This window comes from Leptospira sp. WS58.C1 (assembly GCF_040833995.1).
Classification (GTDB): Bacteria; Spirochaetota; Leptospiria; order Leptospirales; family Leptospiraceae; genus Leptospira_B; species Leptospira_B cinconiae.
Genome location: NZ_CP162137.1, coordinates 886632 through 913071, shown reverse-complemented (window position 1 = coordinate 913071; position 26440 = coordinate 886632). Strand labels below are relative to the sequence as shown.

General features: G+C 42.3%; 31 protein-coding genes. 14 read left to right on the top strand and 17 right to left on the bottom strand.

Annotated elements, in window-relative coordinates:
• Positions 1 to 40: 40 nt before the first annotated feature.
• Entirely contained in the window at positions 41 to 577 is a 537-nt protein-coding gene (locus AB3N61_RS04230) for a DUF962 domain-containing protein (RefSeq protein ID WP_020771270.1), read from the bottom strand.
• 157 nt (positions 578 to 734) lie between these two features.
• On the opposite strand from AB3N61_RS04230, the gene AB3N61_RS04225 reads away from it, so the two are divergent.
• The 6 genes from AB3N61_RS04225 to AB3N61_RS04200 are packed head-to-tail and all read left to right on the top strand — an operon-like array spanning position 735 to position 5314.
• Positions 735 to 914 carry a tautomerase family protein gene (locus AB3N61_RS04225; RefSeq protein WP_020771166.1) on the top strand — a complete coding sequence of 60 codons (180 nt, stop codon included), beginning with the start codon at positions 735 to 737 and terminating at the stop codon, positions 912 to 914.
• A 3-nt stretch (positions 915 to 917) separates the two neighbouring features.
• On the top strand, positions 918 to 1742 hold the full coding sequence (locus AB3N61_RS04220; protein ID WP_367898554.1) for a YdcF family protein: 825 nt from the start codon (positions 918 to 920) through the stop codon (positions 1740 to 1742).
• An 8-nt stretch (positions 1743 to 1750) separates the two neighbouring features.
• A complete protein-coding gene (locus AB3N61_RS04215; protein WP_020771251.1) occupies positions 1751 to 2149 on the top strand; it encodes a cytochrome c maturation protein CcmE in 399 nt (132 codons plus the stop codon).
• Positions 2146 to 4329 carry a heme lyase CcmF/NrfE family subunit gene (locus AB3N61_RS04210; protein ID WP_367898553.1) on the top strand — a complete coding sequence of 728 codons (2184 nt, stop codon included), beginning with the start codon at positions 2146 to 2148 and terminating at the stop codon, positions 4327 to 4329. Before AB3N61_RS04215 ends, AB3N61_RS04210 begins: the two co-directional genes overlap by 4 nt.
• Positions 4326 to 4910 carry a cytochrome c-type biogenesis protein CcmH gene (locus tag AB3N61_RS04205; protein ID WP_367898552.1) on the top strand — a complete coding sequence of 195 codons (585 nt, stop codon included), beginning with the start codon at positions 4326 to 4328 and terminating at the stop codon, positions 4908 to 4910. Before AB3N61_RS04210 ends, AB3N61_RS04205 begins: the two co-directional genes overlap by 4 nt.
• Positions 4910 to 5314: a zinc ribbon domain-containing protein gene (locus tag AB3N61_RS04200; protein WP_367898551.1), complete on the top strand. Its 405-nt coding sequence runs from the start codon at positions 4910 to 4912 to the stop codon at positions 5312 to 5314. The genes AB3N61_RS04205 and AB3N61_RS04200 overlap by 1 nt, the downstream gene beginning before the upstream one ends.
• Before the next feature lie 7 nt (positions 5315 to 5321).
• On the opposite strand, the gene hisE is transcribed toward AB3N61_RS04200, so the two are convergent.
• Positions 5322 to 5600, bottom strand: coding sequence for a phosphoribosyl-ATP diphosphatase (gene hisE, locus AB3N61_RS04195; protein ID WP_008593771.1), 279 nt, complete (start codon positions 5598 to 5600; stop codon positions 5322 to 5324).
• Positions 5601 to 5720: 120 nt separating this feature from the next.
• Between hisE and AB3N61_RS04190 the strand changes: the two genes are divergently transcribed.
• Positions 5721 to 6542: a thioredoxin family protein gene (locus tag AB3N61_RS04190; RefSeq protein ID WP_020771375.1), complete on the top strand. Its 822-nt coding sequence runs from the start codon at positions 5721 to 5723 to the stop codon at positions 6540 to 6542.
• 62 nt (positions 6543 to 6604) lie between these two features.
• On the opposite strand, the gene AB3N61_RS04185 is transcribed toward AB3N61_RS04190, so the two are convergent.
• Genes AB3N61_RS04185 through AB3N61_RS04165 form a run of 5 tightly spaced genes read right to left on the bottom strand, consistent with a single transcriptional unit; the run spans position 6605 to position 10863 of the window.
• Entirely contained in the window at positions 6605 to 7915 is a 1311-nt protein-coding gene (locus AB3N61_RS04185; protein ID WP_367898550.1) for a UDP-glucose dehydrogenase family protein, read from the bottom strand.
• Between the two features lie 42 nt (positions 7916 to 7957).
• The gene (locus AB3N61_RS04180) at positions 7958 to 9160 is read right to left on the bottom strand and encodes an ABC transporter ATP-binding protein (RefSeq protein WP_020771492.1); all 1203 of its coding nucleotides are present in this window, start codon (positions 9158 to 9160) and stop codon (positions 7958 to 7960) included.
• Complete coding sequence (locus AB3N61_RS04175; protein ID WP_367898549.1) at positions 9157 to 9927, bottom strand: ABC transporter permease; 771 nt, start codon at positions 9925 to 9927, stop codon at positions 9157 to 9159. The genes AB3N61_RS04180 and AB3N61_RS04175 overlap by 4 nt, the downstream gene beginning before the upstream one ends.
• 37 nt (positions 9928 to 9964) lie before the next feature.
• Positions 9965 to 10636 carry a JAB domain-containing protein gene (locus tag AB3N61_RS04170; protein WP_020771294.1) on the bottom strand — a complete coding sequence of 224 codons (672 nt, stop codon included), beginning with the start codon at positions 10634 to 10636 and terminating at the stop codon, positions 9965 to 9967.
• Between the two features lie 2 nt (positions 10637 to 10638).
• Positions 10639 to 10863, bottom strand: coding sequence for an LIC12298 family protein (locus tag AB3N61_RS04165; protein ID WP_010515858.1), 225 nt, complete (start codon positions 10861 to 10863; stop codon positions 10639 to 10641).
• Positions 10864 to 11150: 287 nt separating this feature from the next.
• Between AB3N61_RS04165 and AB3N61_RS04160 the strand changes: the two genes are divergently transcribed.
• Complete coding sequence (locus AB3N61_RS04160; protein ID WP_367898548.1) at positions 11151 to 12017, top strand: hypothetical protein; 867 nt, start codon at positions 11151 to 11153, stop codon at positions 12015 to 12017.
• Complete coding sequence (locus tag AB3N61_RS04155) at positions 12018 to 13316, top strand: hypothetical protein (protein ID WP_367898547.1); 1299 nt, start codon at positions 12018 to 12020, stop codon at positions 13314 to 13316. It begins immediately after the preceding gene.
• 86 nt (positions 13317 to 13402) lie between these two features.
• Here the strand turns inward: AB3N61_RS04155 and pssA are convergent, their stop codons facing one another.
• The 9 genes from pssA to AB3N61_RS04110 form a co-directional block, all read right to left on the bottom strand.
• A complete protein-coding gene (gene pssA, locus AB3N61_RS04150) occupies positions 13403 to 14161 on the bottom strand; it encodes a CDP-diacylglycerol--serine O-phosphatidyltransferase (RefSeq protein ID WP_036090824.1) in 759 nt (252 codons plus the stop codon).
• Positions 14158 to 15174 (bottom strand): tRNA (adenosine(37)-N6)-threonylcarbamoyltransferase complex transferase subunit TsaD, encoded by a 1017-nt coding sequence (tsaD, locus tag AB3N61_RS04145; RefSeq protein ID WP_020771153.1) that lies wholly within the window; start codon positions 15172 to 15174, stop codon positions 14158 to 14160. The genes pssA and tsaD overlap by 4 nt, the downstream gene beginning before the upstream one ends.
• Before the next feature lie 4 nt (positions 15175 to 15178).
• On the bottom strand, positions 15179 to 16546 hold the full coding sequence (locus AB3N61_RS04140) for a S41 family peptidase (protein WP_367898546.1): 1368 nt from the start codon (positions 16544 to 16546) through the stop codon (positions 15179 to 15181).
• Positions 16536 to 16838 carry an LA_1448 family UV-C exposure upregulated protein gene (locus tag AB3N61_RS04135; RefSeq protein ID WP_020771425.1) on the bottom strand — a complete coding sequence of 101 codons (303 nt, stop codon included), beginning with the start codon at positions 16836 to 16838 and terminating at the stop codon, positions 16536 to 16538. Before AB3N61_RS04135 ends, AB3N61_RS04140 begins: the two co-directional genes overlap by 11 nt.
• 59 nt (positions 16839 to 16897) lie before the next feature.
• On the bottom strand, positions 16898 to 17506 hold the full coding sequence (gene lexA / locus AB3N61_RS04130) for a transcriptional repressor LexA (RefSeq protein ID WP_020771443.1): 609 nt from the start codon (positions 17504 to 17506) through the stop codon (positions 16898 to 16900).
• 55 nt (positions 17507 to 17561) lie between these two features.
• Positions 17562 to 18743 (bottom strand): efflux RND transporter periplasmic adaptor subunit, encoded by a 1182-nt coding sequence (locus AB3N61_RS04125; RefSeq protein WP_367898545.1) that lies wholly within the window; start codon positions 18741 to 18743, stop codon positions 17562 to 17564.
• Between the two features lie 2 nt (positions 18744 to 18745).
• The gene (locus AB3N61_RS04120) at positions 18746 to 20206 is read right to left on the bottom strand and encodes a TolC family protein (protein WP_367898544.1); all 1461 of its coding nucleotides are present in this window, start codon (positions 20204 to 20206) and stop codon (positions 18746 to 18748) included.
• A gap of 74 nt (positions 20207 to 20280) precedes the next feature.
• A complete protein-coding gene (locus tag AB3N61_RS04115; RefSeq protein ID WP_020771438.1) occupies positions 20281 to 20874 on the bottom strand; it encodes a hypothetical protein in 594 nt (197 codons plus the stop codon).
• A gap of 32 nt (positions 20875 to 20906) precedes the next feature.
• Positions 20907 to 22469 (bottom strand): tetratricopeptide repeat protein, encoded by a 1563-nt coding sequence (locus AB3N61_RS04110; protein ID WP_020771305.1) that lies wholly within the window; start codon positions 22467 to 22469, stop codon positions 20907 to 20909.
• Positions 22470 to 22539: 70 nt separating this feature from the next.
• On the opposite strand from AB3N61_RS04110, the gene AB3N61_RS04105 reads away from it, so the two are divergent.
• The 5 genes from AB3N61_RS04105 to AB3N61_RS04085 are packed head-to-tail and all read left to right on the top strand — an operon-like array spanning position 22540 to position 25945.
• Positions 22540 to 23064: an efflux ABC transporter permease gene (locus AB3N61_RS04105; protein WP_020771289.1), complete on the top strand. Its 525-nt coding sequence runs from the start codon at positions 22540 to 22542 to the stop codon at positions 23062 to 23064.
• On the top strand, positions 23061 to 23726 hold the full coding sequence (locus AB3N61_RS04100; protein ID WP_020771412.1) for an ABC transporter ATP-binding protein: 666 nt from the start codon (positions 23061 to 23063) through the stop codon (positions 23724 to 23726). Before AB3N61_RS04105 ends, AB3N61_RS04100 begins: the two co-directional genes overlap by 4 nt.
• Complete coding sequence (locus AB3N61_RS04095) at positions 23723 to 24628, top strand: ROK family protein (RefSeq protein WP_020771520.1); 906 nt, start codon at positions 23723 to 23725, stop codon at positions 24626 to 24628. Before AB3N61_RS04100 ends, AB3N61_RS04095 begins: the two co-directional genes overlap by 4 nt.
• The gene (locus AB3N61_RS04090; protein ID WP_020771192.1) at positions 24625 to 24972 is read left to right on the top strand and encodes a histidine triad nucleotide-binding protein; all 348 of its coding nucleotides are present in this window, start codon (positions 24625 to 24627) and stop codon (positions 24970 to 24972) included. The genes AB3N61_RS04095 and AB3N61_RS04090 overlap by 4 nt, the downstream gene beginning before the upstream one ends.
• A gap of 19 nt (positions 24973 to 24991) precedes the next feature.
• A complete protein-coding gene (locus AB3N61_RS04085) occupies positions 24992 to 25945 on the top strand; it encodes a lysylphosphatidylglycerol synthase transmembrane domain-containing protein (protein WP_367898543.1) in 954 nt (317 codons plus the stop codon).
• Here the strand turns inward: AB3N61_RS04085 and AB3N61_RS04080 are convergent.
• Positions 25942 to 26370, bottom strand: coding sequence for an LA_2478/LA_2722/LA_4182 family protein (locus AB3N61_RS04080; protein ID WP_020771311.1), 429 nt, complete (start codon positions 26368 to 26370; stop codon positions 25942 to 25944). The genes AB3N61_RS04085 and AB3N61_RS04080 overlap by 4 nt on opposite strands.
• Positions 26371 to 26440 lie beyond the last annotated feature (70 nt).

Sequence of the window (26440 nt, the reverse complement as noted above, 5' to 3'; positions counted from 1 at the left end):
GCTTAAGACCGCGGGCGTGTGCCTGAAGCAAGAGAGAAAGTTAATGAGCAGTGCTGAAGTTTTTGAGTTTACCTTGTGCCGCTAATTCTTTACGAACAGCTTCTTGCACATCTTTTCTAAATCCCAATTCGAAGAACACATCCGCAATTACGAAAATCGGAGCGGATACGATCGCTTGGAATAAATTGTCGAACAATGCAGGACGGCTTTTTTCAAAAATGAAATGTCCGTAGAATTGGGCTCCCCAACCTACTAACTGAGCAACTGCGAAAATACTCCATGCAGTAGTAGCCGTTAAAGACAGAGTAATATACTGCGCCAAAAACATTAAAGAGCCGAATACAACGGTGGTTGCCAAAGCAAAAATAAAATCCAAGGTGAAATAGTAGGCAAGTACTACGATCCCGAATACGGTAGCAGCGGTTACTGTGTAACCTAAAACATTGATCAACTCTAATCTATTCAGCACTAAAAACAAGGTGAAGGTGATGGTAGGAACTCCTAATACGTGGATCCAAACATTTCTTTTTTCTTGGTGGTACGCGGAATAGAAGGCCATTTCCTTAGCGAATTTCATGGATAAAACTCCTCACAATTTCAGATCCAGTATATACCGGAAGTCATAGTTCCGGCTTGAACGAACCTGCCATTTTTAGAAAAAAAAATCCGTTGCGTAATACCCGTTCGAAAAAAACTATTGAGTCGTTCCGAAAACCCGTTCCAACCGGAGATTTATGCCTTACATTAATTTAAAAGTAGCCGGACCTCTTACAAAAGAGCAAAAACAGCAGATAACGAAAGAATTCACCGAAACTCTTACAAAAGTTGCCGCAAAACCTCCTGAATCCACCTATATCGTGATCGACGAAGTTTCCAGAGAAAACTGGGCTGTAGGTGGAAAACTCTTAGAATAAAAAATGGATACGATCTTTTTTGCGGCCTCCAAACTTGCGGGAGCTTTTATATTTCCCCTACCTGCCTCCCTACTTCTGTTAGTATTTTTCGGTCTCAGACTTCCTAAATTTAAGCATAAGATTTGGGTTTTATTTCCTACATTGATTATCTGGGTCGCGTCCACTGATAGTTTTTCGCAATGGTTAGTCAAAGGCCTCGAAGAAAAACATCCTCCGGTTCGTTTGGAAACCTTAGAAAATGCAGATGCCATTCTAGTTTTGGGCGGAGCCGTGGACAATCTTGCATTATACGAACAACAGGTGCAGTTGACTTCCGCTGCGGAACGAATGACTGATGCTGTATTATTATTCCAAAAAAGAAAAGCGCCTCGGATCGTTTTCACCGGGGGTTCCGGGAATTTATTCTTCCAAACTCGAAAAGAATCCGACTTTGCACTTCAATTTTTCGAATCTTTAGGAATTCCTACAAAAGCTGTTTTTTTGGAGAACGAAAGCAGAAACACTAAGGAGAATGCGGAAAAAACCGCGGAACTCTTTCGCAAATACAAATGGAAGTCCGCAATCCTGATCACTTCTGCATTTCATATGGAAAGATCCTTATCGGTATTTGCAAACACAGGGATCAAAATCCATCCTTGGCCGACAGATTATAGGTCCCGGGTAAAAATACTGACCATAGACGATTTTATACCTTCTTCCCAAAGTTTGGAGAATACAAGTATTGCCTGGAAAGAAAGAATCGGGTTATTTGTTTACGGTTTCAGAGAGAGTATTTCCACTTTTCTTCCCCTCCGTATCCGATATCCTTGGTCTAAGGACTGGAATTAAACATAGATATGAACGTGAAATTTACCGTACTTGCGAGTATCATCGCACTTTCCTTAGGGACAATCGCCTTCTTCTCCTCTAAAGAAACTTCTTATACTCTATTGGATGCATCCGATCTTGCGGCGAATCCAGCCAAATACGAGCCGGATGATCTCTTAAGAGTAAGAGGATTCGTAAAATTGGGTTCAGTGATCCGTGAAGGAAAAACTGCCAAGTTTGTTCTCCAACTAAACGAAAAAGAAGTGCCTGTTTTTTTTACGGGAGCTACATTATTGCCGGACGCATTTAAAGAAGGTACAAGAGCTCGAGTGGACGGAGTCTGGAAAAACGGAGTCCTAGTCGCAGATAAGGTAGAAGCAAAATGTGCCTCCAAATACGAAGCAGGTTATAAAGAAGAAGAACAATGAACGATTTAGGCGCAGTTTGTCTCATCTCCTCCTTCTCTATCCTATTATTTTCCATTATCCAAACCGGCTACGGAATTTTTAAGAACGATTCCAGAGCATTAGAATTAGGCCGTTATACTTTGATGGCCAATTTTGCGGTCATTCTTTTGGCTTTTATTGTGTTGGTCGTCCAACTAATGAGAACGGATCTATCCAACTATTACGTTGCGATGCATTCCAGCGAACATCTTCCTTTATTCTATAAGATCACTTCCGTTTGGTCCGGATCTTCCGGTTCACTTCTCTTCTGGAATTTACTTCTCTCCGGATTTACATTCATCGTTCTTTGGCAAACAAAGGATCTATTAAACGAAAGAATCCCGGTAATGCATCTTTCTTTAGCGGTAATCGCATGTTTTTTTTCGTTCCTGGCGATCTTTTTTCCCGATGCACAACCGTTCCGTGAATTCCAACCCACTGCGGTCGCAGGTAGAGGATTAAATCCACTACTACAACACTGGGCGATGATCATTCATCCTCCTATCTTGTATATAGGATATGTGAGTTTTGCGATTCCGTTCGCGATCGCTTCTTCCGCATTAATTACCGGACAATTATCCGAGAACTGGTTCAGATTCGTAAGAAGATGGAGTATCTTCTCTTGGTTTTTCTTAGGAACGGGAATCCTCTTGGGTTCCAAATGGGCTTACGAAGAATTAGGATGGGGCGGTTATTGGGCCTGGGACCCGGTAGAGAACGCAAGTTTGATGCCTTGGCTTTTATCCACAGCATTCCTTCATTCCATGATTATCCAGGAACGAAGAGGAATGTTAAAATTTTGGAATATGCTTCTGATCATTCTGGCATTCCATTTCTGCTTACTCGGCACCTGGATCACTCGAAGCGGAGTTTTAGAAGGACCACATTCGTTTTCCAAATCCAGCATCGGAACCCCGTTTATAGTTTTTATCGGAGCAAGCTTCCTATTCTATCTCGGAATTTTAATATATAGGAAAGATAGACTTAAACCGGAAAGGAACTTAGAGGCGATCACTTCCAAAGAAGGAAGTTTCTTATTGAACAATTTCCTTTTGGTGATCGCAACACTGTCCATTTTATTAGGAGTATTCTCTCCTTTATTGTCCGGAGTAGAATACAAGGCACCTTGGTTCAACTCATGGGGAGTTCCTGCGGGAATTCTACTCATTCTATTAATGGGAGCGGCTCCTCTACTCGCATGGAGAAAAGGCGCAGACCAGATATTTTTTACCACATTATTAAAACCTCTGATTGCAGGAGTGATTGGTGCAGGGATCTATATCCTATACTACAGAAGTAATTTTTCGATCAGCGATTATAGCCTAGGCGACGTTCTTGGAGAAGTTTATAGCGTTCTCACTGTTGGGCTCGGAATATTCACGATAGCCGGGATCGCACAAGAATATCATAACGGTATCCAAGCGAGAAGGTCCGCTATCCAGGGAGAAAATTACTTCCAAGCGGGATTCCGAATGCTTCTCAAAAACAAAAGAAGATACGGCGGATATTTAGTTCACTTGTCCATGGTAATCCTGTTTATAGGTCTTGCCGGAAACGCATTCAAACAGAACACCTCCGTTAAGTTTTTCTATTTCTTGAGATTTTCCCCTACGAATGAACTCATCTATACGAGCGATGATACTGCAATTTTAGGAGATTATACGATAAGCGCGAACACTCTTAAGATTAAACCGATCATAAACGGAGATCCGGAAGCGGGCGTCAATCATAGGAATGTGATCGTTTCTCACGAAGCAACCTTCGAAGTCAAAAAACAATTAAAAGATTTCGATACCATGGTCACTGAAAGAAGATATTATCCCCAGATCTCTCATTTGAGCGGGGACTTCGAGACTCATATCCCTACAAGCGAACCGTCCATTTCCTCTACTCCGAAAGAAGATCTTTATATCCAATTAGGAGCGATCGAACATGCGGATCTTTCGGATGAGAATCCGGATCTACCCGGAATGTTCTTGGACTTCTTTTTTACGAGAGATCCTGCGATTAAGGCCGCAAAATATCTGAAATTCCCGAACCAGATCGTAGCAAACTTGGAAGTTTGGATCAATCCGATGGTAAAATTCATCTGGGCGGGATCTTTGATGTTCTTCTTATCCGGACTACTGATCCTATTGCCGATAGGAGAGGATAAAAAATGAAACTTTTAGTCACTCCTAATCTATATAAGAAAATTATAATTCTTTTTTTCGGATTATCCGTTTGGGCCGGCGCGGTCCATGCGGATTCCACTTTTACGAATCTAACGGATCAGGAACAGATACGCACATTCCATAATGTGACGGAAAGGATCCGATGTATTTGTATCCCTTCTATCGCGATCAAAAGTTGTTCTTTCAATAATTGTACAGTTTCCGCAAAACTGAAACTGTTCATTGAGAACAGGATCCGAGCGGGAGAATCTGCGGATGTGATCGTGGACAAAATGATCCACGGATTCGGTCAAGATGTGATTTCCGATCCGATCATTGCAAAGTTTATCGAAACTGGCAATCAGGGAATGGCGCAAGGAGTTATCATGGGTTTCGGTCCCGATATCCTGGCAAAACCCGATTCTTCCTGGATCGATTTCAGTATAGCTGCCGCTGCTGCATTCGGGATACTTCTCATCTATCTATATTTAAAAAGAAGAACGGCTCCTAAGGCGGCAATCGCAACGGAATCGGAAAATCATTCCTCTTTCGATAAGTACATCTCCGAAATAGAGGAGAAACAGAAATAATGGATTTTTTATTAGTTTTCTTTTATATACTTTTAGTCGCCATCATCGCAGCTCCGTTCGTTTACGTGAGTATGTTCGCAAAACATATTCCGTACGAGACGGATCCTAAAAGTTCGGAGTTATTCGACAGAAGGGACGTTCTTCTGGATAACCTGAAAGATCTAAAAATAGAATTCGATACCGGAAAATTGACTGAGACTGAATTCAGATCCATCTCTTCCGGTTTAGTAAAAGAATTGGAAGAGCAGGACAAAATGATCAGCCAAGGCGCCAATGTTTCCTCTAAAACGGAAATATCCGCCAAACCTCAACTCGGCGGAAAGTTCTGTCATAACTGTGGATTTAAAATAGAAATTTTCGGAGCAAAATTTTGTCCTGAATGTGGGACAAAACTACAGGTTTAAAGATCGATTAGGAATGTCTTTTTTTAAGTTCTTCCACTATGTCGGAAAGAGAAAGACCTCTTTCCACAAGAAGGACTTGCAAATGAAAAAGTAAATCCGCGGATTCGTGAGTGAGTTCTTTTTTATCCGCGTTTTTTGCGGCGATAATCACTTCTCCAGCTTCTTCCCCTACTTTTTTAAGGATACGATCTACGCCGCCTCGGAAGAGGTCTGCTGTATAGGATTTTTCGGGAAGTTCTTCTTTTCTTTTTTTAAGGATTTGCTCTAACTGAAGCAGGAAGTCCATTATTACCACCGGAGATACTTCGAATATTAAGGCCTATTCTTGACGGTAAACAAAAAATTCCGTATTTCCGCGTTTCCTTAAAAACGAAACGGAGAAAAAAAGGTCGAAGAGATAAGAATCATGGTCCCTTTTTCAAAGATCCGATACTTCCTTGCACTACTTCTCCTAATATTCACATCCGAAATGACTGCTGAGGTTTGGGAGACTTCCGTGGAGACCGCCTTTAATAAGGCAAAGAAGGAAGGAAGGCCCATTTTTATAGATGTATACGCGGATTGGTGCGGATACTGCAAAACCCTTAAGAAGGAAATTTACCCTAAAAAAGAGGTGAAACAGGAAATGTCCAAGTTTGTACTTCTTTCTTTGGACGGGGATAGATTCCCTAACTTAAAGAAAAAGTACGGTGTCACCGGATATCCCACACTCTTATTTTTGGATAAGAACGGAAGTCTTACGGAAAAGATCGCAGGAATGCCGGATCATAAAATGGTGATCAGAACTTTACGATCCGCATATTCAAAACGTGATAAAGAAGTTAGCCTTCTTGCCGACTTGGAAAAAGACCCCGAAAACAATCTTCTTCTTTTGAAAGCAGGCGAATATTATTTCGAAGCCAAAGAATTCAAAAAGGCAGCGGATTATTTTTATAGATCATTCGCATCCGAAGATCCAAGAATGCCCGAAAACAAACACAAGGCACTGTTTAATTTAGGTCTCAGCTTTTCGGAATTGAAAAACTGGGAAAAAGCGATCAAAACGTTTTCTTTATATTTGGACAAGTTTCCGACGGGACATTCCAAGGCAGCATTGTTTTATCGAGGGGGGGCTTACTCTTCTCTCGGCAAAAAACCGGAAGCGAAAGAAGATCTGAAAAAAGCCCTGGAACTCAGCTCTGATCCGGAGGAAAAAAAAGAGATCCAGGACTTATTAAATCGACTATAGTCGCTTTGCTCCTGAAGTCCGGGATTATACATTTACCGATAACTTCAGTTTCGGAAGAGACTTTAGACCGCTTGTTTACCTATGGAGAAGTATTTGAATCCTTCTTTTTTCATATGATCCGGACGATATTGGTTTCTACCGTCAAAGATCACATGGCCTTTCATTAATTTTTTTATTCTGGAAAAATCAGGTTCTCTGAACTCTCTCCATTCGGTAAGAAGAAGGAGCGCATCTGCTCCTTCTAACGCGTCATACGCATCTTTCGCATATTCTATCTTATCTTTGAAATAATACTCGGAAGTTTCTTTCGCGACCGGATCGAATGCTTTGATCTTTGCACCTTCTTCATACAATTTTAATAATAGAGGTATGGAAGGAGCTTCTCTCATGTCGTCTGTGCCAGGCTTGAACGCAAGTCCCCAGACTGCGAAAGTTTTTCCTTTGATCTGGCCTTTCCCGAAGAAGTTCTCAATTTTGGTGAATAAACGGACCTTCTGATCCTCGTTCACTCTTTCTACTTCTCTAATAATTCTCAAAGGAGAAGAGAAATTTTCCGAAGTTCGGATCAATGCACGAACGTCTTTAGGAAAACAAGATCCCCCGTAACCGATACCTGCATATAAGAATTGGCGGCCGATCCTGGAATCGGTTCCCATTCCTTTCCGCACATCTTCGTAATCAGCGCCCACGGTTTCGCATAGGTTCGCGATCTCGTTCGCAAAAGAGATCTTAGTGGCTAAGAATGCGTTACATGCATATTTAGTAAGCTCCGCAGAAACGGTTCCCATTTTGATGATAGGATTTCCATTCAGTACAAATGGAGCATAAAGTTGCGCGACAAGCTCTCCAGCTCTTTCGCTGTCTGCACCGATCACAACCCTTTCAGGTTTCATGAAGTCGTCGATTGCAGCGCCTTCTTTCAGGAATTCAGGGTTGGACACGACATCGAATTCATGTTTGGTGTTTTTAGAAATAATTTCTTTTACTTTGGCGGCGGTTCCCACAGGAACAGTGGATTTATCCACAATTACCTTATAACCGTTGATGGATTTTCCGATCTGTTCAGCCACTGCGAATACAGCGCTTAGATCCGCGGAGCCATCCTCGGATGTTGGAGTTCCAACCGCGATAAAAATGATTTCGGAGCCTTCCACACCTTCTTGGATGGAAGTGCTGAAACCCAATCGATTTTCCTTATGGTTGTTCAAAACCAATTCGGACAAACCAGGTTCATATATAGGTATGATTCCTTTTTTCAAGTCCTCTATTTTTTTAGAGTCCTTATCCACGCAGATTACATGATTTCCATATTCCGCAAAGCAGGCCCCGGCCACAAGGCCCACATAGCCGCTTCCAATTACGCAAACTTTCATACGGAAACCAGAATCCTTTCAAAGGGGAGGCTGGGAAGGAATTTATCCGGAAAAATCCCCTTTTTTCGCCTCCACTTTGACCGGGATCCAAGCTGCACCTTCAAATTTAGGGACGTCCAATCTTTCCAGCTCGAATTGTAAAACCCCATCCTTCCAAAGATAGGAACCTTCCGCATGACTTTCCCCCGAATGTAATGCGATCCCTAAGGAGTATTTGCCTGGAGAAAGATTCATCGGAAAACGGAAATCGATCCGAACCGGTTCCTTAGGTTTTAGATTTTTTTGTCGTCCGCCTATATGGAATGTATTCGTTCCGAAAACACGGATCCCTCTATGATCATCGATATGAAAACCGACCGTTAGATCCTCAATAGAAGAACGGAATGTCGCTCCTACTCTCAAGAGAACTTCCGCACCTACAGGCAGGATAGAGGGATTGGATTTGCCGGCGTATTGGATCTCCACATCCAGAGACTCGACCAAAGAATCCTTATCCTGGATCTTAGTGTTTCCTTCTAAAGACGAAGATGCGATGATCTGCATATACTCCCTAAAGCCGTCTATCGGATCTCCATCGAATACTAGTTTTCCTCTTTCTAATACGAGAAGCCGCGTACAAACTGATTTTAAAAGTTCCAGATCATGACTTACGATCAAAGTCAGAGTTCCTTCTTCGGAGAACTTACGGAATCGGTTTAAACTTTTCTGTTGGAAGCTTGCATCACCAACCGCTAAAGCTTCGTCCACTATCAGGATGTCAGGACGTTTTGCAGTCGCGAGCGCAAAACCTAATCTCATTGTCATTCCGGAAGAATAATTTTTTAAAGGGCTTTTGCGAAATTCGGACAAACCGGAAAAAAGAAAAATTTCCTCGGAGGATCGTATCAGTTCCTCAGGATCTAAGCCCCAGACCAAACCGTTATAGTATAAGTTTTCTTCCCCGGAAAGTTCCGGATTAAAACCCACTCCCAGTTCCAGGATGGAACGAACAGTTCCCTTCTTTTCCAATTTTCCGGTATCCGGTTTGGATACTCCGGTCAGTAGTTTCAATAAGGTGGATTTACCCGCACCGTTCCGACCGATAATTCCGATCACTTCTCCCTTCTCCGCAGAAAAAGAGATCCCATCCAGCGCCTTATATTTTACGTCCAATCCGAAATAACCGAAGGTTATCGCGCTCAAGAGTCGATTCCAAGGTTTACTATAACCTTGGTAAGTTTTGGAAATATTCTCAATCCTGATCAAAGGTGATCCAACACTATCTGATTTAATTTAGTACGGCTCAAAAAAAAGATCCCCAAAAAAATCACAAAAAAAGGAAGAAAGTCCAAGGTCCCTACTTTCGGCTCGTATCCGACAAGTAAAGCGGAACGAAAAACTTCCAGAGGAAAGAAAAACGGATTAAACACATTCAATTTCCCTAAAATACCTTTGGACTCATAGAGAATAGGTAATCCCCAAAATAGAAACTGGGTCAATAATCTCACTAAAGGAGAAATATCTCTTAGAATAATATTCACTCTTGCCAAGTAACTTTGGAGACAGGCCAAAAATAATCCTGTGCAAAACATAGAAAGAAAAGAAAGAGGTAAACTCCATATCCCAAGTTTACCTGCCCATGCCAAAAATAGAAAGATCGGGATAGAAGTCACAATCCAATGCAGTAAAAACTGAACAAAAGGAATCCAAAGAAAAATTTCGGGACCCAACGGAGATCTTTTGATCAACTGTCTATTGTCCGTGAGAATTCCTGTACCTCGGATCAAATATTCCTGCAAAGGGATCCAAAACAGAAGCCCGCTAAGTACATTAGAAAAATATTCTATGGAATTTTCGCCCTGAGATCTGATGCCTATAAAATAGAATACGACCGTATAAATTAGAATAAGACTTACGTTCTGTAGGAACATCCATGTCAGGCCCAATGCGGAACCTGCATACTGCAAAGCATAATCCCTTCTTACGAGAACCGATAAAATTCTGAGATTACGCAAAAAAACGAAAGAGGTCATCTATAACCTAGGATTGGAATTTAAGAGGAGAAATAGATCAGTTCCCTTCTAGTCGAGTAGATTGTTTGCAGGAAAAGATCCCGTCAATTCCAAAAATCCAATGGTCCAAGAGCTCTACATCCAAATTACCCAGCAGATCCTTTAGGTGAAAGTAAACTTCCCAATCCTCTTGGCTGGGATAACAGATCATACCTGGATGGTTATGGGCCAGTATCGCTTGAGAAGCTTCGTCGTTCAGTACGATCCGGACTAAATCCCTGGGAAGAACTCCCACTTCTTCCAAACTCCCTTTGGAAACGATCTCAACTCTTAAAAGATCACCTGCAGGAGAAATGGTAGCTAGAACAAAACATTCTCTTTTTAAAGGGGAGAATAAGCCCTGCAAATAAGAAGAAAGTGTGGCCGGGTTATAACCCGTCATTCGGATCGATTTGTATTTGAGTCTTTTAGCAAGCTCTAAAGCGGCGAGTAAGGTAGAAATTTTTGCCCTACCCAATCCGTTGATGCGGAAATTTCTGGGAATATTGGATGAGAGAAGTCCTCCCAATCCTCGGGATGTTTTTAGAATATCTCGGCTGAGATCTTCGACAGGAAGGCCTCTGCTTCCTTTGCCCAAAAGAACGGCAATCAGCTCCCAATCCTCTAGACTTTCCGCATCGTGAAAGATACGAGACCTAGGATCAGGGCCTGAGCCCCAGCGCTCAGCCAAGTTTAAATTTTTCTCAGGTTCTTCTTGCTCAGCTCGGAAAGAGTTTCAGAGAACCAATTTCCGTCCTGGACCAAGTCCCCTTGGAAGGATTCTTCCAAATAATCCGCGAAGGTCTTAGAGTTCGGTTCAGAAGAACGAACTTTTTCCCTCCAATCGAACCCTGCTCCAGCGAGACCTTTACGGTTTCTCTCGTAAGCACCTGAATCTTGTAGAGATCGAATCATCATAACTTTCTCTCCCTCGCCTAGTTAGACGACATAAATTGAAATTTTACCACCAATAATCTACTAAACGGTTATTAATATACTATACGCATTTATAGCAACCGTCAAGCGTTTACTGTATTTTTTTAGAGAAATTTCCAAACTTCTGCCCGGAACTCTCTCCATCACAAGATCCATTCTACTTCTGACCCGGACAAATCCGGACCTCGAACCGGATTTTCTTTGGGAAAAAATAGACCGGTCCCGTAAAAATCGCACTCGTCACTGACAATATTTGACCCGTCTCGGGAATGAGGTTCCCCTATTTAGCCATCCTTCTTCTCCCCAGTACGTTTGTTTTCGGGTCCGATCGAAATATACCGGCAGAAATCTGGTTCCGACCTTGGTGGAACGGAGGGGAAATATCCTTTTTTGGAATATATGGAAAAGAAGAAGTTCCGCTTTCCGGAATTTCACTCCAGTTCCCGTTCTCATTCGAATCCAAAGAAGAATATAGGCTCTCCTATGTTCGCACAGGCCGGAACAAAGAAGGGAAATTTTTCGAAACAGTTTCCTTAGCTTATCAAGTAGAGCTAAATAAAAATTTCGGCTTTAGAGTCAGGTTCGGAACGGGAGGTTTTGAGCCTTCTTCTTATTTTACATCACTAGGGATCTATAACTCCAAACTGAGTTGGGATCTTTTCGGAAGAAAGGACCGGGAAGAAAATTCCTTAGGAGTATTACTCAACTCTTCTCGAGACACGGAATTTAGGATCGGTTTAGGACTCGAAAGGATCCAAAGCAGCTCTTCAGATCCGGAAGATAGGATCTCTATCGGGGTTTACGGGAACTGGGAAGGATTTCTAGGGCAAATAGAAGGATTTGAATCCCAGAAAGGTCCGCTCGGAATTGTTGGACTCGGATATTCTCCATTTTATAAAAAAGAAGAAGGTCCCGAATCGGCAACTATATCGCAAATTCCTGTCGAAAGAACGAATATATACCCTTCTCTCGAAACGGAAGAACTTTTAAGATTTGGATTTTCCTTACAAGAATCCATTTTCATTTCTTCACTTTCCAAGGGACCTGCTGAAAAATTCAAGGCCTATCTGGATTCAACTCCGGAATCGAAAAGAAATAAAATCAAAAAACTGATCCGCACCAAAAGGGGTTTTTGAATGAAAAGATCCCTTTTTCTATTATTTCTTTTTTCGAATATTCTATTTGCGGAAAGTAATCCTTCTCCTTTTTCCACAGGAGTTTCCTTTTCCGGATACGATTCCAGGTATTATACAAAAAGACAAGAGACTGTCTGGTTTAGGGGAGAAGTCTGTTTAAAAGATTTTTTCTTTATCTTTCCGAATGCGGATTGTCCAAAACATAAGGTATTTTTAGAAAAAAGAGGGGAAACTTACTTAGGTTCTTATCAATTCGAAAATAATAATATATATCTTTCTTACGGAAATCGGTTTAGGCCTCTCAATCATTTTTTCTTTTTAAGGGAAAAATTCGATTTTTCATCCTTCTGGTTTTTAGAACAACCGACTGTAAGAACAGGATTTTTAGGTCTAAAATTTAAGGAAAGTATATTAGGAATGTATTATGCGGAAAATTCCGCGGGCAAACAGCCGGGCTTCTTCTTCAAACCGTATAAAAATTATCTGGAACTCGCGTATTCTCCCCAAACGAAGGAAGGATTTATGCTTTTAGAATTTCCTTCTTCCGAAGAAAGAAAATCGGAAAAGAAAACTTACTGGTTTCGAACTGAAATTTTCGGGACCAAAACGGATCTGCAAGGGATCGTATCCGCCTCTTGGTCGGATAAGGAGAAGGATAAAAGAATATTTGCCTCAGGATTTAGAGGAAGAGCGGGACAATTATTCCAACTTTCGGAAAGAACAGACCCGGAAGAAAAAGCGGAACTTTTCAGATTCGTCTGGGAACCGGCTCCTTATAGAAGATTACAATTTGCGGAATCCAGTCGATATTCTTCGGACGGCAAAGAGATCTATTCCGCACAATCCGCTTTAGGCAGGATGGAAATAATAGAATTTCCTTGGGTTGCGATCCTAGCCCAGGCAAGAGTCTATTCCTTTTCGGATCATTCTTCCTGGGTTTGGGGAAAGGGTTTATATCTATCCTATCAGAGAAAATTTTGGAGATGGGAGATCGGACAGGAGTGGAGAAAAAACGGAGATAGACTGACCGAAGCAGGATTACAAATCTCTATCAGTAAAAATTGGAAGATCTATTCTAGCCTGATCTACGCGGAAGAAAAAAATTTACTCCCAGCATTCGCAGAAGAATCCATCACCCCGGAGGAAACCGGACTAGTCGTAACGGATAAATCTTTTTATTCTTTCTTGAGGATCTTTCATCCTTACTTTGCGATCCATATCCGCCACACTCGAGAGAAGGAAGGCAAAGGAGACGGTTTAAGTATGAGATTTCAGGTGTATATTCCGCTCTTCGATTAAGCACCAACGGCATATTACAAATATAAAGGAGAAGCGCCCATTCGATTGCTTCTCCTTTATAAAAACTTAATGTTTAATAAAAATTTTTAGTCCAGTTTGACTCTCAACTCTTGCAGAATATGGATGAGGAAAGTCAAAATCCCGGAGAAGATATATAGACAGATCAATCCATACACAAGCCAAGGCCAACGAGCAAAACCCACGAAGAACAAGGCGATCAAAGCGGCGCCAAGCATCAAACCGGCGCGTAACGGAGACAGTTTGGAACGAATTGCCACCTGAGGTTTTCCATAACGAATATTAGAAACCATCAAAAAAGCGATCAGTATAAACAAAGGGATTCCGAGCCAATGAGGAAGAGTATGATCCTTCCCTAAAAAGATCGGAAGAAATCCGATCGTAATTCCTGCGATCGGAGAAGGTAATCCGGTAAAAGAAGAAGGATCATGAGCCACATTAAATCTAGCTAATCTATATGCGGCGCAAGCAGGGAAAATCGCCGCGATCAACATTCCGATCGGGAAAAGATCCTCTTTTCCGAATACGTCCACTTTGTATTCTCCCAAAACCATATTATAAAAAAGGAATCCGGGTGCGATACCGAAAGCGGTGAGATCCGCAAGGCTGTCCAGATCGGCGCCGAGTTCACTCGTTGCATCCAATGCTCTTGCCACCATTCCATCCAATCCGTCGCAGATCGCTGCGAGTAAGATAAAAAATCCGGAGAGTATATAGGATTGAGGTCCGTTCCCTGTGGCCTCGGAAGCGATCAATATGGAAACGAATCCCATACTTAAGTTTCCGAGAGTGATCATATTTGGAATCCAATGTAGCCTGCGATTCATATATAGGTCTCCTGCCTTACCGGACTTACGGTAAAGTCCAAACTCTTAGAATATCCCTGCTGAAACAGATAATAACCGAGGGCGGCAACCATGGCGCCATTATCCGTGCAGTAGATCTTTTTTTGGGGAGAAAAAAATTCCAGGGAATTTTTTTCCGCGAATTGGGATAATCTGTTACGAAGTGTGGAATTCGCCAAGACCCCTCCTCCTGCCAGGATCCTTTTGATCCCGGTAATGGAGACTGCACGTTTTAAATTTCTTTCCACAAGCTCGAATGCCGTCTTTTGGAAATGATAACATACCGCCTGAGTGGAAAGTTCCGGTTGTTTCGCGATTAAATGAGAGACCGCAGTTTTTAAGCCGGAAAAAGAAAACGCCACTCGATCCTGCTCTAGGTTCCTAAGCAAAGGAGGCAAAAGATCTTTTTCCTTAGGACTAGGGACATACTTAGATGCTTCTTTTTCGATCGGAGGTCCGCCCGGATAAGGCAAAGACAATAGGCCGGCCACCTTATCGAATGCCTCTCCCAAAGCGTCGTCCATCGTATCTCCCACCACTTCCATTTTGCCGAAATGTGGGATCTTAAAGATTGCGGAATTCCCGCCGGAAAGAAGTAAACCTAACACCGGAAAGACGGGCTCCACTCCTTCTAAATGTAATACCGCGAAGTGAGCCTGCAAATGACAAAGGGGAACGATAGGCGTTCCGTACACCGCGTGGATGGACCTAGCTAATTGTGCCCCGATCATAAGGGAACCTGTCAAACCGGGAGATCTAGTCACGGCAACGTAGTCCAGATCGGAAAGTTTCAGTCCGGATTCTTCCAAAACTTCCGAAAGTAAAGGATTGATCTTTTCCAGATGAGCGCGAGACGCGATCTCCGGAACAATACCTCGAAAAGGTTTATGCAGATCTATCTGACTGAAAATTTTAAGGGAAAGTAATTCTTTCCCGTTTTTTACGATAGCAAGACTAGTTTCATCGCAGCTAGTCTCTATTCCAAGACCGATCATAGTTTTAAGATTTGGAAGAAAGTAGATCCACCGCTTTTTTCAATTGTGGATCCAATTCCAAATCGGTCATAGTTCTGTCTTTTTCCGCTTGGGTTTTATTTTTATAAACCGCTTTTGCGACATCTGAACTGAGTTTGATCCCATGCTCTTTCAGTGCCTTTTCGAAATTTACGAAATTCTGCTCACTATAATCCGGATATTTGGAAACAAGTTGATCGAGTAACTTTTTCTCGCTCATTTTTCTGAGATAAAAACGATCGTCTTCGTTCGGTTCTATTCCTTTTACAGTCACATCGGGCTGTATTCCTTTTCCATGAAGAGATTTACCGGAAGGAGTATAATATTTTTGGACAGTGAGCTTTACGGCCATTCCGAAAGAAAGCGGATACACGATCTGAACGGAACCTTTTCCAAAAGACGTAACCCCTACAATTTTTCCTCTTTTATGGTCCTGGATGGCTCCCGCAAAAATTTCGGATGCGGAAGCGGAACCTTCGTTGATTAAAACGACCAAAGGTATGGAAGTATATTTGTCTCCCTTGTTTGTGGACTTGGAAACGTCGGCAAGTTCCCCTCCTCTTCCTTTCACGGAAACTATATCCAATCCTTCCGGAAGAAAAATATCGGACAATGCAACAGATAAGGGCAATAAACCCCCAGGGTTCATTCTCAGGTCGACGATCAGTCCTTCCGATTTTTTATCCGCGAGAGACTTTAGATGTTTTTTAAATTCTTCTAATGTGTTTTCTCCCATAAATTGGTTCAAACGGAGATAACCCACTTTTTCCTTTTCAAAAAAGAAAGAACGAACATAACGTATTTTAATATTTTCGCGTACTAAAGTGAATTGTAAAGGTTCTTTGATATTTTTCCTTTCCACCTTGATACTTACGGAACTTCCCGGCTTTCCACGCATGAGTCTGATCCCTTCTGCATAGCCCAAATTTGCCGTACTTTTTCCGTCTATCTCGATGATCCTATCTTGAGGCAAGATCCCTGCTTTCATTGCAGGAGTGTCTTCGATAGGAGAGACTACTACAATAGCTCCGTCGGTATAAGCCACTTCCATTCCGACTCCACCGAAAGATCCGCGAGTTTCTTCCCGCATCTGTCTGTATTCTTCTTCTTCCAAAAAAGTAGAATGAGGATCTCCCAAAGATCCCAACATTCCTTTGATCGCACCTAAGAACGCTTTTTCCTCATCTACGGTTTCCACATAACCGTTTTGCATGAGTCCGAAAACTTCATGGAATAATTGCAGGTATTTTTCGGCGGTTTCGGAAACCGCTTTTGCTTGTACCGGTCGGAATACGAGTGTGGTAAATAGGATCAGAACCAAACCGGCCCAGGCGAATCTTTCCTTATTCTTCATTTTTGCCGACCAATGCGAAGTATGTCTTCGGATATTTGATTCGAATTTGTTCCATTACGGAATCCTTATCTAGTTGATATCTCTCGCAGGCAGCTTCCAAAATTTCGGGATCCTTTCGAATGGATTGTTCGGAGGTGTAATTCAATCTTTCCGCAAGGCGGGCCTCGGTCAGATATTCAAGTACAAGTTTTAAGTCCCTGTCACCGATCTCTTTTTTTCGGGAGGCACAATCGAATAATAGAAATAAAAGGAAGAAGGCCGCGAATACGCGGAAAAAGGAAAGATAGTTCACTCTTTCAAAATCTTTCCTCTCTCAAGGGCTAATGTCAACTCCGAAATCCGAAGTGTTGGTCAATAGGTACGATAAAGACCGATCAACTTTCCTACGATGGTTACTTTCTTACTACGAATGGGTTTGTATTTTGGATTTCTAGCTTCCAGACGAATATGATCCGCTTCTTTAAAATAAACTTTTAAAGTCGCCTCGTCCTCGATCAGCGCCACTACGATCTCCCCATTTCTGGCTATATCCTTTTTCTGGATAATTGCCACGTCTCCGTCGTTGATCCCGGCTTCTATCATGGAATCCCCTTGTACTTTCAAAGCGAACGTAATCCCTTTGGAGGCCATCTCTTCCGGAACTGGGATATACGCTTCGATATTTTCTTCGGCCAGGATGGGGAGTCCGGCGGCTACTCTACCTAAGAGCGGGATACTTGGGGTAGGAACCGGTAAACTTTCGAATGGACTTTGGCGGGTAAGCTCTATAGCTCTGGATTGATTTTTGGAGGTCTTGAGGTATCCTTTTTTCTCGATGGCTTTCAGGTGATCGTAAGCGCCTTTTGCAGTGATCCCAAACTCATCTCCAATCTCTCGGATCGTCGGTGGAAAGCCCCTTTCTTTGATCACATTGGTAATAAAATGTAAAACTGCGAGTTGCTTTTCCGTTAGATCTTTCATGCTTAACAAGTTATTAGTGAATAAATGTTGTGCAAGTACTTTTTTGGTAACAGATCTAAAACTTCATAAATTCGCTTTTGAGCACGAATGAACCTTTCGAAACGACTTCGGCGCCGTCCGGAAGTCCACCTAAGATGATAATATCGTCTTCTATCGTGTCCCCTACAACTACGCTAACCGCTTCGAAATTACCTTCTCCACGAGGAATGAATACGAAAAATTTTCCTTCTATCTCATGGACAGCTTCTAGAGGGATCATCTTACGTTTTCCGCCTCCGGTGCTTACCACAAGGCCGGCTACTTTTGCGGTAACCGTTTGACCAGGCTTTAATTTATTTCCTTTATTGGAGACCATGATCCTGAGTTTCGCAGTACGTTTTACGCTATCCAAAACCGTTCCTACGTAAGCCACTTTCCCTAGTATCTGAACACTGCTGTGTTCGTCTCCTAGAGGGAAGATGGTAGCCTGAGCGCCTTCTTTCACCCCGCCTAGATCCTTTTCATACACGTCCAGTAAGACCCAAAGATGACTTAAGTTTGCGATCGTAAATAGTTCTTCGTTACGAGTCACCTGTTGCCCTAGGATGGCTTTTCTTTCCGTAACTTCTCCGTTGATAGGACTTCTCAGGATCAAGTTGGAAGAAACATAGATCCCTCTTTCGATTCCTTCTATTTCGGAAGGGGTCAGACCGTAATTGTCCAGTTTTATACGAGTGGTCTCCACTTCCGTTTTTGCGGTTTTATATTGCATGGTGGCGAACTCGTATTCTTTTGCAGAAGTAACTTTCATTTCAAAAAGTTCCTTAGCACGATCCGCTTGCATTTTTAATGCATCCAAGGAAGCCCTTGCTTTAACGTAAGCGGCTTCCACTTCTCCCAATTGGATGGAGGAAAGAATCGCCAAAGGTGATCCTTGGCTCACTCGATCTCCTTCTTTGACTAAAACTTTTTTGATCCTGGCTTCGACCTGAGAGCCAACCTTTGCCATACTTTCCGGATCGTAAGTAATCCTACCGGGCAATGCCAGTTCTTCGAATTGAGAGACTTCTTTTAAACCGACGTAAGTGAGAGGATGTCTTCGTAATACGTCTTCCGGGACCGTGAATATACTTTTGTTCTCTTCCGTGATCTTTTTTTCGGGTTTCTTTTTGGTAAAGTATTTGAACCCGAAAAATACGATCGTGATCCCCAAGGCTAAAACGATCAGAACTTTATATTTTTGGAATAATAGTTTCATTTTCATTCTCCCTTCGCCTTGTTTGCAGAAGAAATTTCCGCGATTTTTCCGGTTGCGGCCTTGTAGTTTTCCACCGCGTTAAAATATAAATACAATAAATCGTAATATTCCCTAAGGATAGTGAGGTAATTTTTTTCCGCTTGGAGGAAGGTTACTTGATCGGAGGCGCCGCGGACATATGCTATTCTGGACTTCTCTTCCAATTGTTTGTTCTTTTGGAGCAAGTTGATCCTTTCGTATTTGGTTAAAAGTTCCTCTCTCGCCAAGAGTTCTTTTTTTGCGGCTTCTATCTCGGCGATTACTTCCCTTTTTTTTGCGTCCAGGGCCAATTCGAATTTTCTATATTCTTCTTTTGCGGAATATACTTTTCCTTGACCTCTATCATTTAAGGGAATAGGTATGGAAGCGAATACTCCTCCATAATTTTCCCCACCTTTGACTCTCCATTCTCCGCCTAATTGCAACCAGCCGAAGGACTCCCTTCTTTGCAATTCTATATTCATCTTCTTCTCTTGGAGTCTTTGTTCCAAGGCGCTTACGTCAGGGCGTTCTATGGAAGGAAAGTCCTCTTTTAAATGAAGTCCCATTTCTTCCAATGGTCTGAATTTCATGGAATCCACTTTGAATGCGAATACACCTTCTTCTTCCGATAAACCGGTGAGAATGCGTAAGTCTTTTTCGATAACTTGTCTGCGAACGATCGCATCACGGTAGAATTTTTCTACCTGTATCCTTTCCAACTCCAAACGTTCGAATTCCAAAGGAGAGATATCCCCTTTCTGTACTCTAAACTTTGTGAGTTCCAAAAGATCGCTGTAATTTTCGTAGAATTCCTTGTTGGTGTCCACTAAAAGGGTGAGAAATACGAATGCCCAATAATTTTGGCGGAGTCTCATTCGGAAAATACGGTCGAAATTCCTGAAATCCTGGATGGATGCTTCGAATGATTTTTTGGCCACTCTGGTCCTAAGAGGTACGACCCCATACACGTCCACTTCTTGGTACATTCCGGGTGCGGTCTCAGGACTTCCCCCCTGGGAGTTAGGAGTTCCTCCGATGAACTGTTGCTGGAATTGAATGACCGGATTTCGATATAAGGAAGCGGTGATCACCCGTCCTCTTTCGATCCCCATATTTTGTTTTTCGGATAAATACAGAGGGTTATTGGAAATCGCATATTCAGTCAAACGATCCACATCCCAATCTATGACCTTTCCGGAATTCGGGGCCGCACTTGTCGAGGTGCTGGCCGTATCGGTAGTTTGGTTGGATTTATAGATTGAACTTCCCTTTTTATCTTCGCTAGTCGTTTCAAAAGGGATCGTTTCCGGAAAGACCAGGGTCCCGAAGGGGAATAAGAACGCGGACGCTGCAAAAATAGAAAGAAGGATCCAACTTCTGTTTTTTTTATCGGAAGTTTTATCGAGTATATCTTGTTCGTGTTCCGATTGGAAGTCTCGCATCCTCTTTCCTTATGGCTATTTCAATATCACGCCCTGGTACCGCAAGTCCGTTTGCCTTTTTAGAAGATTTCATTTTAAAAAAGCCGGAATAAATACCATTTTCCGTCCTGCTTTATAAAATACGGATTGATGAGCTCTCTTTCTAATTTTTGGTTCTCTTTAAACTTGAGTTTCAACTCGCAAGCACTCTTGCTCTCGTAATAAAAATCGACCTCTATTCCTTCGGAAGAAAGTAACAGATCCCTAACTGTTCTTACTTCTTTCGAGTTCTTCTGTTTTTCTAATAGTTCTCTATCGAAGAAGTATATGCGAAAATAATTATCTGGAGTAGAAAGCTCTTGGATAAGTTGTTCTCTGGTCCGATTCCCTTTTATGTCCAGAAAGATCCCTTCTTTTCCCGATACGATCTCCGGTAAAAAATCCAAGTCTCTTGCGATCGTTCCTGAAACAAGACGTTTTATCAATTTCAGGATCTCTTCCGTATCCTTGGAATGTTCTCCGGTATGTCCTGCTAAAAAAACTTTTCCTTTGACGATATTGGGAGGGATTTCCGGACTTCGCTTAGCAGAAAGAGCAAATTCCCCTCCTGTCGCGCAAGAAATTTGTAATAAGATTAGAAGTAATAGTCCTCTGAACAAAACGGATCCGTTGAAAGATGGATGGAACATTATTGAGACCCGTAATAAGACCGAAGGTTCCGTTAACCTTGGGATTTAAGCGCCTTTTTTAAAAGTTCTTCTAAGTCTTTTCCGTAGAGTACGGAGAGTCTGGACGGATTATCGGCTAAAAACCTGCGGGCACCTTCCGTAAAATCCGCATCACCGACAACAAAGGCCTTGTCCAGGCCGAGATCTTTTACCTGGCCTAAAGTATCCCTTAAGAATATATCCGAAATTTTAGCGTCCTTCCATTTCCTGAATTTAAAAAGAGCTCTCGTTTCCTTATCCGTTTTATTTAGGCCTTGGAAATTAACCCCATCCCCTTCTTTGTTTGGGATCTCCCGACTCACGGTGTAATTCAATGCGAGCACAACTTTTACGCATAGATTTTTGAAATCCACACCCTTTAAGGATCTGTAATGATCCATGGCGCTGATCCCGATCTTGTTTACGTCGATTACGATCTTATTTCCTTCTTCGTCTATGATCCCTTTGATATGGAAGGACTTGGAAGATTTTAAACCCGAGATCTCATAATAACGTTCCACTGGAAATAGTTCCGTGAATAATTTTCCAAGCTCTTGATCCGGACTGAATCCGCTCTTGGAAACCTTACCAAGTTCCAATCTTTTGGTTTCTACTTGGTACTTATAATTTGCGAGCTCTATGATCCGATCGTCGTCCACTCTTTCGGATTCCGCTTCGATCAGATACTCGCTAGCGTCTTCCAATCTCCCCATCTTAACAGCCACAAGGGAGAAATGGAAATCGGAGTCTATCATCTCCTGTTTCCATCCGTTATTCCTTGCGATTTCCATACAAAGTCGGGCGTGCTTTAATGCCTCGTTCCAATTCTCTTTTAGTATGAATTCCAACATGATAAATTGGAATAATGTGTAACGAACATACTCGTCTGTGACAACATCAACTACAGAGTTTGCTACACGGATTGCCTCGTCATGTTCTCCCGCTCTGGACAGAGAGATAGCGTATAAAAATCCCCCTACGGAAGACGTTGGATCCTCTTCGTATGCTTTTTGGAAATACGTCCTTGGATCTCCTTTTCGTAAGATCCCTGCAACCACTCCCTTTGCTAAGAGTAAGGCAGGCATTTTGATCTTCTCATCCGGGATCCTGGAAAGAAATTTATCTGCGATCCCGAATTCTTTTTGGCCGATCGCCATAAAGCCGATCCGGATACAAGCTTCTAAATTATCCGGGTCTACGGAAAGAGTATCCGAATAATGGAATACGGCCTCTTCAAATAGATCTTGTTGGTAATATATATCAGCGATCCGATTGGAAACCGCTACCTCCGAAATTTCCTTATCGAAGTTCCCGATCTTTTTGATCTTATCGAGATGTTTCGCTTCGTTATTATAATCGCCCTCCATGGCGTAAATTTTCGCCATGATAAAATGGGCCCTGGTGTTAGATGGATTGGAATCAAGAATGTCTCGGATGAGGATCCGAGAGTCGACGTAATTTCCCATAGCCGCCAAAGCCAGAGCTTTCTCAAACGAATCCTTTTTGGACTGAATGAGAAACGAACCTGCCGCGACGATCAGGATGATTCCAGCTGCTACGAGAATTACAAAGATCATTTTTCGGAATTTCTGCTATTAACTAAATAAATGTTGGATAAAATCAAACGTTTTCAATATCCTGCTCCCGATGGGAAGAATCACTTACCTGAGGTTTGCATTTTCCCTCTTCCTCCGGGACTCGATCACCAGCTTTTTGCACGTCGTATTCTCGACGTTTTTTGCCTACGGATTTTTGTTCGGAATTTTCTCCCTTCGTACGGAAAAAAGACCCACGGACGTTTCTAGTATCGATCTATTTCTGAATTCTCCGTACTTGGTTTTATCTCTTTGTGGCCTTGCTTTAATTTTTATGAGCATAGTTCGGGTGATGACTCGTTCCGGGGATAACGGAATTATGATGGCTGTGGGGGGAAACCGCCAAGGGGTTATCCTCCTTCAAACCGTGGAACTCTGGATCATTCATGGGATCGGGTTCTTACTTTCGTTCATTTTAAGCGTTTTTATCCCTATCGGAAAGTCCGAATTAATCTCTCCTTTGGACTATATCACAAGTTTTGGTTCGGAAGCCATTCTAATCGGCGGAGTCAGCGCACTTGTAGCCTATTTATACACCTTGGTTGATCCATACAGATCGATCCGGAGGGGAAAATGATCCTTAGGATTAATAATCTCTCCAGGCAATACGGTTCCACTAAGGCGGTCAATGGGATCTCCTTCGATATCAACCAATCCGACTATGTCGCGATCGTAGGACCTTCCGGTTCCGGAAAGACCACACTACTTTCCATGATCACAGGAATGTTGACCAGTAGTTCCGGAGAGATCTATTTTGATACATTAAAACTTTCCTCCATGACCAAAGGGGAACTTGCTCGATTCAGAGCGAAAAACATAGGATTGATCTTCCAATTTTCGGAACTGGTCTCTCATCTAAGTGTGGAAGAGAATATCCTTCTACCTGCATTACTCGTAGGAAAATTCGAAGAACAGGAATATAGAGAAAAATGTGAGTATCTGATCTCCAGTTTGAATCTTCATACGATACGCAATCAACTTCCAAGTAGTCTTTCCGGCGGTCAGATCCAGATGACGGCGATAGCGAGAGCACTTATCAATGAGCCTGAAATACTTCTTGCGGACGAACCATCCGGCGACTTGGATCCGGAAAACAGCGAATTAGTACGTAAACTTCTCTCAGATTTTAATTCGAGAGGACTCACGATCCTACTCGTGACCCATGATATGAATCTGGCATTCGACGCTAAAACGATCTACGAAATGAGAGAAGGAAGTTTTACCAGAGTCGTTAAATGAGTTCCATCATAGGCGTAGATATCGGCGCCCAAAGTATCAAGGCATGCCTTACCAACGAATTGGGCAAAATAATTTCCCATTCCGATCGAAAGACCGGACCGGAAACGGATTCTAAACTATTTTTATCTACTTTAGAAGAACAGATCTCCGAACTGATCTCCGAATCCAAAGATCCGGTGACAGGGATCGGACTCGGGAGTCCCGGGCCTATAGATAAAGAAAACGGAATATTGATCTCTTCCGCTAATCTTCCCTTATTAAAAAATGTTCCATTAGTCGATTTTTTAAGGAAGAAGTTCAACATTCCCGTATATTACGATAATGACGCAAACTGTGCGGCGCTCGGAGAGTATTGGTTCGGAGAAGGTAAAGCCTCACCGAATCTAATCGTTCTTACCCTTGGAACGGGGCTCGGCGGAGGATGGGTCTTCGAAGGAAAATTGTTCGACGGATATCTTGGAAATTCCATGGAAGTAGGTCATACTACCATCCATCCGGGTGGAGCGCTTTGTGGGTGCGGGCAAAGAGGATGTGCGGAAGCTTATTTTAGTGCGAGCGGATTCTCTTCCAGATTTTTAGAAAAAACAGGATCCAAACTTCCCGATATCGAAACTCTTTTCGACCTGGCTTCCAAAAATCATAAGGAAGCGAATGAGATCTTGGAAGAAGGATTAGAATGTTTGGCGCAACTCATGCGTAATCTGATCCATTTGTTCAATCCCGAACATATCGTATTATCCGGAGGGATAGCCAAGTCCTATCCCTTTTTCGGAAAACGACTTGAAAACAGGGTGAAAGAAATCATATTTCCCATATTCAAAGAATACGTAAAGATTCTTCCGGGAAAATCGGTCACCGGTGCTCTGGGAGCCGCAAGTTTATGTTTGGATAATAGGTCATGACGGATTCGTGCATATTTTGTAGACTGATCAACAAAGAGATCCCTGCTAAGATCGTTTTTGAGGACGAGAATTTATTAGCTTTTCATGATATTGCTCCTCAGGCGCCCGTCCATATCCTGGTCATTCCTAAAAAACATATCGTGGACATCGACAAAACCGGAGCGGAAGACAAAGCGCTTCTGGGAGAAATTTTATTTAGAGCCACCGAGATCGCAAGATCCTTAGGGCTTAATAAGGAAGGTTTCCGGATCGTAAACAATATGGGCTTACTTGGCGGTCAAACGGTTTTCCATCTACATTTCCATATACTGGGTGGAAGACAAATGAAATGGCCTCCAGGTTGATCTGTAGCGAGGATCTATTTTGAAAAAATTATTAGTCGGGTTCGGGATTAGCGCTTTATCTCTGGGTTTTTTATTTTGGAACCTGGATCTTTCCGGTTTTGCTTCCATTTTAGAAAGATGGCAGCCAATCTACTTATTTCCGTTCTTTGTCGCCATTCTTTGGGGATTACTTCTGTTCTCCTGGAGATGGTATTTACTTTTAAACAGAAAAGTCCCGTTTAAGACTGCACTTCTTTCCGCATACATAGGAGTCGGAGCCAACCAATTTTTGCCTGCAAGAGGTGGGGATATATTTCGTCTCTATCTTTGCAAAAAAGGAGAAAATATCGGTTACGGAAGTTTGGTTAGCGGTATTTTTTTAGAAAAGGTGTTGGACTTCTCCTTCATATTTTGCGCTGGCCTTGGCGCCCTTTTTATTTTAGGAGTGAACGGGTCCGAAACAAAGATCCTATTTCCTTTATTAGGAATCTTCGGAATATTTTCCGCGCTTGTTATCGTCCGTTTATTCCATAAACAACTGATTTCCTTGGGAGAATTTTTATTTTCCAGAATCAGGAAGAAGGAATTTTTCTCGGAAAAATTAGCGCCACAGGTCGCTGAACTCGGAAGTTTTTTAACTTTTCGTAATGTTTCCAGTTATGGAGTCTTAACAGCCGGCACATGGCTTTTCGGTTATGCGATCCATTATACTCTTTTGCAATACTTGGTCGGGATCCATTTAAGTCCCTTAGAGACCGTATTTATCATGTTCTGCGGTGCCGTGGGTGTAATGGTACCTTCCGCACCATCCGGAGCCGGAGTGTATCATGCTTCCATCACATCGGGATTCGTTTTATTAGGAAGGGAAAGTTCGGAAGGATTGGTATATGCAACCACCGTTCACCTAGGACAAATGGTCGCACTTGGAATTTTGACGACTATACTTTATGTGTACTGGTCTTTTACCGAAAAGGAAAAGGTCGCCGTTAATTAAGGAATTTCCGGTTGGGCGATCTTACGAAGTCCTTCGCAGCCAGGCACACCTAATTGTTTTGATTTTTCTCTTTGGAACATATCGCAAGTGGATTTTTCTAAAGCCGATACGCAGTTCTCGAATTCTTGGGCCATTTCGGGAGTGGCTTCTTCTCTTTTGGCTTTTCTTTGTTCTCGTGCCTGATCGAAATTTTCCTTAAAAAAAGTAACACAAGCCTCTTGAGATTGTAGAAATGCGGGAAGAGTGTTCCTGTATTTAGGAGGGATCTTTTCTATCTCTTCTTTTCCACATTCGATTACCTTAGAACAAAATGCTAATTGGAACCTAGGTCCTAATTCCATAATTTTCTGTTCGGGAGATTTGGAACAATTCACTAAAGCAAAAACTGCAATCGATAATAACATTATATTTTTTATATATTTCATACGATGACCTCTGGAAATTTTTTATCAATATTAGGATCCCTGGCAGATCCGAAAACCGTTTTTCAAAAAC